This window comes from Candidatus Symbiopectobacterium sp. (genome assembly GCF_020054415.1).
In the GTDB taxonomy this organism is placed as follows: Bacteria; Pseudomonadota; Gammaproteobacteria; order Enterobacterales; family Enterobacteriaceae; genus Symbiopectobacterium.
The window spans coordinates 1-5,214 of record NZ_JAHWCO010000091.1 but is presented as its reverse complement, the minus strand read 5'-3'; the positions used below and the strand labels follow the sequence as shown (position 1 = coordinate 5,214).

The window sequence follows — 5,214 nt, the reverse complement described above, 5'->3', positions numbered from 1 at the left end:
TGCGGTTCAAAGGAACCATCACGATCACGTGGTGTACGCAGTTCCAGCGGACCATCGCCGGTGGTAACAGTCTTTGTGGAGTAGCCATTGCGCGTGTTAGTTCCAGATTTGGACTGGTGCTTCTCATGCCCGAGGTGATGGATCATTTCAGCATTAAGGGCAGCTTCAACGCTGATCTTTTTCAGCAGGCGATCAAACTGGTTGAGATCGCCAGGGGTTTTGAGATTTTTGGCCAGCTCGTTAGCCAGAGCCTGTAACTGTTTTTCGTCCACAAAGTAACCTGCTTTTGATGTTGGATTGAACATATCAAAATCAGGCAATTACACAATCTCGTGTACAGGATCCATCATAACGTTCTCCAATACGCTTAAAAGCGATAATTATTTTGTGCTAAATCACGCGTATGGTAGCGAAATGGCGCAGGGGTTCAATGTGAGCCACCGCTAAAATGTTACATTTTTATACGGTTGTTCAATTATTGTGCTTTACTTAACAAAATGCCCCCTATAGACCTCATTTTGGTGTGACTTTTATAGCGAAACGGTTACATATCCGGTTTGTTATTTTCGTTTTTTGCTCGAATTTGCTCTTTATCAATCATTTCTTTTCTTTTCTGTGTCTGAATACCCTTAATGAAGATCCGGAAAGGTGACACCATCATGGAAAACAGCACAGCCTACCGCGAAACCGACGTTATCGTGATTGGCGGCGGCGCGACTGGCGCGGGAACCTTGCGTGACCTGGCACTCAGGGGACTGCGTTGCTTGCTACTGGAGCGCTTCGACATCGCGACAGGCGCGACCGGGCGTAACCACGGGTTGCTGCACAGTGGTTCGCGCTATGCGGTAACTGACAGTGAATCCGCGCGCGAATGTATTGAAGAAAACCAGATTTTACGCCGCATATCTCGGCACTGCGTGGAGCCAACCGATGGCCTGTTCCTAACACTGCCTGAAGACGATCTGGCTTATCAATCCCAGTTTATCGCGGCCTGTCAGCAGGCGGGTATCAATGCGCAGGCGATTGATCCGCAGGAAGCGCTGCGCCTCGAGCCTGCCGCTAACCCGCAGTTGATTGGCGCGGTGCGGGTGCCGGATGGCACCGTTGATCCGTTCCGACTCACCACCGCCAATATGATGGATGCCTGCGAACATGGGGCGGAAGTATTGACCTACCACGAAGTACTGGGACTGATACGTCAGGGCGATCGTGTCACCGGCGTGCGCGTTTTCGACCATAAACAACAACGTACTCTCGATCTCTATGCGCAGGTGGTGATTAACGCCGCTGGCATCTGGGGACAGCGCATTGCCGAATATGCGGATTTGCGCGTGCGTATGTTCCCTGCCAAAGGCGCATTGCTGATTCTCTGCCACCGTATCAACAATATAGTGATCAACCGCTGCCGTAAGCCTGCCGATGCCGACATTTTGGTACCGGGTGACACCATTTCTCTGATCGGTACCACCTCAACCCGCGTGGACTATGACCAGATAGACAACATGTCCGTCACGCCGCAAGAGGTAGAGATCCTGATGCGTGAAGGGGCGAAGCTGGCGCCGATGATGGCCCAAACGCGCATTTTGCGCGCCTACGCGGGCGTGCGTCCGCTGGTGGCAAGCGACAATGATCCGAGCGGGCGCAGCGTAAGTCGCGGCATCGTGCTGCTTGACCATGCCAGTCGCGACGGGTTGGAAGGGTTTGTCACCATTACTGGCGGCAAATTAATGACGTACCGCCTGATGGCGGAGTGGGTCACCGACAAGGTGTGTGAAAAGCTGGGGCACAGTGCGCGCTGCACCACAGCGGAACGACCACTGCCGGGCTCCTCCAGCGCGTCTACGCAACAACCTGCTGCCGCAACGTCTGGCACACGCGCATTTTCTGCACCGCTGCGCGGGTCCGCGATTTACCGCCACGGCGATCGCGCCACGCGCGTGCTGTCTGGCGAGTATGCCGACAGCAGTCTGGTGTGCGAATGCGAAGCGGTGACGGCGGGGGAAGTTCGCTATGCCGTGGAAGCACTCAAGGTTAACAACCTGATTGATCTGCGGCGGCGTACCCGTGTCGGGATGGGAACCTGCCAGGGCGAGCTCTGTGCGTGCCGTGCCGCCGGATTACTGTGCAAGCTGGGGCAATCGACACCGCCGCAAGCGTTGGCGCAGTTAAGTCAGTTTTTAAATGAGCGCTGGAAAGGCGTTCGCCCCATCGCATGGGGTAACGCGTTGCGTGAAAGCGAATTCACCAGTTGGGTGTATCAGGGCTTGTGTGGGCTGAGTATTGAGGATCAGCAGGAGGAACAACATGCGGTATGACGTCGTCATTATCGGTGGCGGGTTAGCCGGGCTCACCTGCGGTATTCGTTTGTCGGAGCAAGGAAAACACTGCGCCATTGTCAGCTCAGGACAAAGCGCCTTGCATTTCTCTTCGGGATCGCTGGATCTGCTGTCCTTTCTGCCAGATGGTGAGCCGGTTCACCATCCCCTTGAGGCGCTGTCAGCGCTGGCAAGTCAGGCTCCCGAGCATCCCTATTCGCTGATGAGTGAGGCCGCTGTACGCCGTTGGGTGCCAGAAGCCGAAGCCTTATTGGAGCGCTGTGGCGCGACCATGACGGGCAGCCATCAACAAAACCACCTGCGTTTGACGCCGCTCGGAAAATATCGCCCGTGCTGGCTGAGTCCACCTGAAATTGTCACGCGGGAACAGGGCAAACCGCTGGCATGGCGCGCTCCGCTGATTGTGGGCATTGAAGGCTTTCTGGATTTCCAGGCCTCTATCGTGGCTGATGCGCTGCAAGCGCAGGGCATTGCGGCAAAGAGTGCCGATTTACATCTACCCGCGTTGGATCGTCTGCGCGGTAACCCCAGCGAGTTCCGCGCGGTAAATATCGCTCGCGTGCTGGATCTGCCGGAAAACGCCAGCGCATTGCTGGCGGAATTGACGCGGCTGAGCGCTCATCACGATGCCGTCATTTTACCGGCTTGCCTGGGACTGGATACGCCGGATGCCGTGGCTATGCTGCAAAGTGCCTTGGGCAAACCTGTCATTCTATTGCCGACGCTTCCGCCGTCGTTACCAGGGGTTCGCTTACATCAGGCGATGGTGCGCCGTTTCCGCCAATTGGGCGGCATGGTGATGCCGGGCGATAAAGTCGAGCGTGCCGTCCTGGGAGCAACAGAAAAGGCGCTTTATACCCGTAATCATGTCGATATCCCATTGCGGGCTCAGCAGGTGGTGCTTTCCAGCGGTAGCTTCTTTAACAACGGGCTGGTGGCAGAGTATGATCGCGTTGTGGAGCCGGTGTTTGGTTTTGATGTGCACTATGCCGCGCTGCGCAGCGACTGGAGCCGGGAACAGGTACTGGCACCTCAGCCGTATCGCCTGTTCGGTGTGAAAACCGACGAGAAGCTGCGCCCGCGTATCAAGGGCGTCACGGTGCCCGGCGTCTATGCGATTGGCGCAGTATTGGCAGGGTTTGATCCTCTGGCGCAGGGCTGTGGCGCGGGGGTATCTTTATTGAGCGCGTTGTCGGTTGCCGATACGTTGCTGCAAGGGGAGGTTGCATGAGCCTGCTCAATGACACCAGTTTTGATAATTGTATCAAGTGTACGGTGTGTAGCACTTACTGCCCGGTTTCCCGAGTGAATCCTCTTTATCCGGGGCCGAAACAGGCAGGACCGGACGGTGAACGCCTGCGTCTGAAAGATCCAGCGCTGTATGACGAGGCGCTGAAATATTGCACCAACTGCAAACGCTGCGAAGTGGCCTGCCCGTCGGATGTCAAAATTGGCGATATCATTCAGCGCGCCAAAGCACGCTATAACCCGCATCGTCCTTCACTGCGTGACACCATCCTCAGTCATACCGACCTGATGGGAACGGTATCCACGCCGTTTGCGCCATTAGTGAACGCAGCGACCGGGATGAAACCGGTGCGCCAGTTGCTGGATAACGCGCTGAAAATTGACCATCGACGTCAGTTGCCTAAATACTCGTTCGGCACTTTCCGACGCTGGTATCGTCAACAAGCCGAAGCGCAAAAACAGTTTAGCGAGCAAATCGCGTACTTCCACGGCTGCTACGTTAATTACAACCATCCGCAGTTGGGCAAAGACCTGATCCGCATCTTCAATGCGATGGGGATTGGCGTGCAACTGCTGGAAAAAGAGAAGTGCTGCGGTGTACCGCTGATTGCTAACGGTTTTCATACCAAGGCCAGAAAGCAGGCGCAACAAAACGTGGGCTATCTGGAAGGCGCGGTTCAGGGTAAAAATCTTACTGTGGTAGCGACGTCATCAAGCTGTACGGCAACGCTGCGTGACGAATACCAGCATTTGCTGGGGGTCGATAACCACGCGGTACGCGATAGCATTACGCTGGTGACACGTGAGCTGTATCGCCTGTTAGAACAAGGCAGAACGCTGCCGCTGAATCCGCTGCCGCTACGCGTGGCTTATCACACGCCGTGCCATATGGAGAAAATGGGGTGGACATCCTACACACTGGATTTATTGCGCCGTATTCCCGGGCTGGAACTGGTGGTACTGGAATCCCAGTGCTGCGGTATCGCCGGAACTTACGGTTTTAAAAAGGAAAATTACACAACCTCGCAGGGCATTGGCGCGCCGCTGTTCCGCCAAATAGAGGAGAGTGGAGTGGATATGGTGATCACGGACTGTGAAACCTGCAAATGGCAGGTAGAGATGTCGACCAGTAAACCTTGTGAGCATCCGATCACGTTATTAGCACGCGAACTGGCGACGGAAAAATAATCCTTTACAGACACGAATAATAATGATTATTATTATTGCCATACGTTCCAGAGAGACGCACGCATGTCTTTTCATGCGTTGACGACCTCGCTGTGAAGGCAAGACGTTGCTCACATTGCTTCCAGTGTTTATTTAGCCAGCTCGAGTGCCGGCTTTTTTTTGCCTATCCTCCCCGCTTCTTTTAAATTTTTTGAACTGAGCGATGAGTTTTTTACGCTTTCTTATGTACTAGCTCAGACCTGATCTGACAGTTACCGATTATTTATACAGGTGTCTGTCAGATCAGGTCTGAGCTAGTACAAGTAAAATGTATCGCGTGACACGCCCATGATCTTGCAGGCTTTTGATACGTTACCGAGTTCTTCGGCGAGATTGAGCAGGCCGGCTTTGTGTTTGATAATGGGATTGTTAGTATGAAGCATGAGAGTTACCTCGCGTTTTG

4 protein-coding genes and 1 pseudogene are annotated in these 5,214 nt (G+C 54.4%); 3 read left to right on the top strand and 2 right to left on the bottom strand.

Annotated features, from left to right (window positions below):
* A partial coding sequence (locus QZ506_RS02870; protein WP_291968942.1) for a transposase occupies positions 1-272 on the bottom strand: 272 nt, incomplete at its 3' end.
* Between the two features lie 387 nt (positions 273-659).
* Here QZ506_RS02870 and glpA point away from each other — a divergent pair.
* Genes glpA through glpC form a run of 3 tightly spaced genes read left to right on the top strand, consistent with a single transcriptional unit; the run spans position 660 to position 4,772 of the window.
* The gene (gene glpA, locus QZ506_RS02865; RefSeq protein WP_291968939.1) at positions 660-2,315 is read left to right on the top strand and encodes an anaerobic glycerol-3-phosphate dehydrogenase subunit A; all 1,656 of its coding nucleotides are present in this window, start codon (positions 660-662) and stop codon (positions 2,313-2,315) included.
* Positions 2,305-3,567 carry a glycerol-3-phosphate dehydrogenase subunit GlpB gene (glpB, locus tag QZ506_RS02860; RefSeq protein WP_291968937.1) on the top strand — a complete coding sequence of 421 codons (1,263 nt, stop codon included), beginning with the start codon at positions 2,305-2,307 and terminating at the stop codon, positions 3,565-3,567. Before glpA ends, glpB begins: the two co-directional genes overlap by 11 nt.
* Complete coding sequence (glpC, locus tag QZ506_RS02855; protein WP_291968935.1) at positions 3,564-4,772, top strand: anaerobic glycerol-3-phosphate dehydrogenase subunit GlpC; 1,209 nt, start codon at positions 3,564-3,566, stop codon at positions 4,770-4,772. The genes glpB and glpC overlap by 4 nt, the downstream gene beginning before the upstream one ends.
* A gap of 296 nt (positions 4,773-5,068) precedes the next feature.
* On the opposite strand, the pseudogene QZ506_RS02850 reads toward glpC, so the two are convergent.
* Positions 5,069-5,194, bottom strand: a pseudogene (locus QZ506_RS02850) (helix-turn-helix domain-containing protein); the annotation flags it as partial.
* Positions 5,195-5,214: the final 20 nt, after the last annotated feature.

Coding starts and splice junctions, on each gene's coding strand:
- glpA (WP_291968939.1), top strand. CDS start 660: ATGGAAAACAGCACAGCCTACCGCGAAACCGACGTTATCGTGATTGGC.
- glpB (WP_291968937.1), top strand. CDS start 2,305: ATGCGGTATGACGTCGTCATTATCGGTGGCGGGTTAGCCGGGCTCACC.
- glpC (WP_291968935.1), top strand. CDS start 3,564: ATGAGCCTGCTCAATGACACCAGTTTTGATAATTGTATCAAGTGTACG.